The sequence below is a fragment of the Vibrio sp. Vb1755 genome, from assembly GCF_033338635.1.
In the GTDB taxonomy this organism is placed as follows: Bacteria; Pseudomonadota; Gammaproteobacteria; order Enterobacterales; family Vibrionaceae; genus Vibrio; species Vibrio alginolyticus.
Map to the genome: position 1 here is coordinate 1 of NZ_JAWOTA010000167.1, position 1357 is coordinate 1357.

A 1357-nucleotide genomic window follows, 5' to 3' on the forward strand; every position below is an offset into this window, starting at 1 on the left:
GGGTAAAATTAGAGTTTTACTGCTATTCGAACCCGTGTATATTTGGCGTTCACATTTTCCCCGACACTTAACGGAATTTACAGGTAATGTCGTTAACCACTTATGAAATGGCTCGTATTCTTGAACAGATGGAAGAGTCTCCAGAGAAAATTATGTTCGGCAAATTACTTAATGAGCTGGGCAATCAAAGCTCCGAGCGCATTCGTAGTGCGGCAAAACAAGTACCTCTACCAATCTTGCGTGACATTGTGTACCAATTTCAACAAGTGATTGAGTCACGCAAGGGCGAGCAAGTTGAGCTATTAGCAAAAGACCTCGCACAACAAGGTATTTCAGCGGATGAACTGCTGGCTTACCTAAACAAGCAATAAAAGAAATCCCCGCAATCGCGGGGATTTTTCTATCTGACGAATTTGTCTTTTAGCAATCGGTCGAGTGAAAAAGGACCGCCTCCCCACAGCATCACAATCAAAATCATTAACCCCCAGAGTTGATGGTCATGGAAACCTTTCTCCCACAGTAGCGGGTAGGACAGGACAGCGATAATGTTGAATACAAACAACATGGCAGCAATAGGGCGAGTAAATAATCCAAGCGCTAAAAAGACCGGAAGAACTAACTCTGCGAATGTACCTGAATAGGCGGCAAATTCCCAAGGTAGCAACGGAACTTGATACTCAAATTCGAACAAGTACAAGGTGCTATCCCATGAGGCAATTTTGATAAGGCCAGAATTAAAAAACACCCAAGCGACCCATAAACGGCAAAACAGCAGCAACAACGGCATTGCGTGAGTTTGTAAGCTGTTGGTGTATTCTTCGTAGCGGCTAATCAGGCTTTTAACAGAATCTGTCATCGTATCTTCCTTACGCGGTTTGCAGCGTAAAACCTTCAATCAGGTCAAGCGTCATGATGTGATTAAGATGAGCGAGCAACGGCTCAGGGATATCGCTCAAACATTGCTTTTGTTCCAAGCTGGCAAGCAATTGATAGGCTTCGTCATCCAGCGCGAAACACTGCGCTTCACCATTGGGCTCGATGCGGATCACCCCTTGTTGTAATTGGTTGATGTTGAGCTGATCGAATTGCTGAGTACGAACAGCTGCGAATAAATCAAACACCGCGTAATGAGCATCAAAGCACTTACACCCAGGGCGAAGGTGGAAAACTAAATGGGGATGTTGCGACTCTGGTACGTGTGGTAACTCAGTCAGTGGTTGCACGGCAGTGTCTGCTTGATGCTCACAACGAGCTTGGCGAGCAAGGTCGATGTTCCATTCAAAGAGTGCTACTTCTGGGCTGTATGGTGCTTGAGCCATGACCTGGCCAAACAACATCACAGTGTGGTGAAAGTCTT

The 1357-nt window shown here is 45.6% G+C and carries 2 protein-coding genes and 1 pseudogene; 1 reads left to right on the plus strand and 2 read right to left on the minus strand.

Features of this window, described 5'->3' with window-relative positions:
• Window positions 1-86: 86 nt before the first annotated feature.
• Window positions 87-371, plus strand: a complete 285-nt coding sequence (locus R7E00_RS23565) for a hypothetical protein (RefSeq protein ID WP_318124653.1) — start codon at window positions 87-89, stop codon at window positions 369-371.
• Window positions 372-400: 29 nt separating this feature from the next.
• Here the strand turns inward: R7E00_RS23565 and R7E00_RS23570 are convergent, their stop codons facing one another.
• Together R7E00_RS23570 and R7E00_RS23575 are read right to left on the minus strand one after the other, a co-directional pair.
• Window positions 401-856 carry a DoxX family protein gene (locus R7E00_RS23570; protein ID WP_318124655.1) on the minus strand — a complete coding sequence of 152 codons (456 nt, stop codon included), beginning with the start codon at window positions 854-856 and terminating at the stop codon, window positions 401-403.
• Between the two features lie 10 nt (window positions 857-866).
• Window positions 867-1357: pseudogene (locus R7E00_RS23575) on the minus strand (DUF2063 domain-containing protein); the annotation flags it as partial.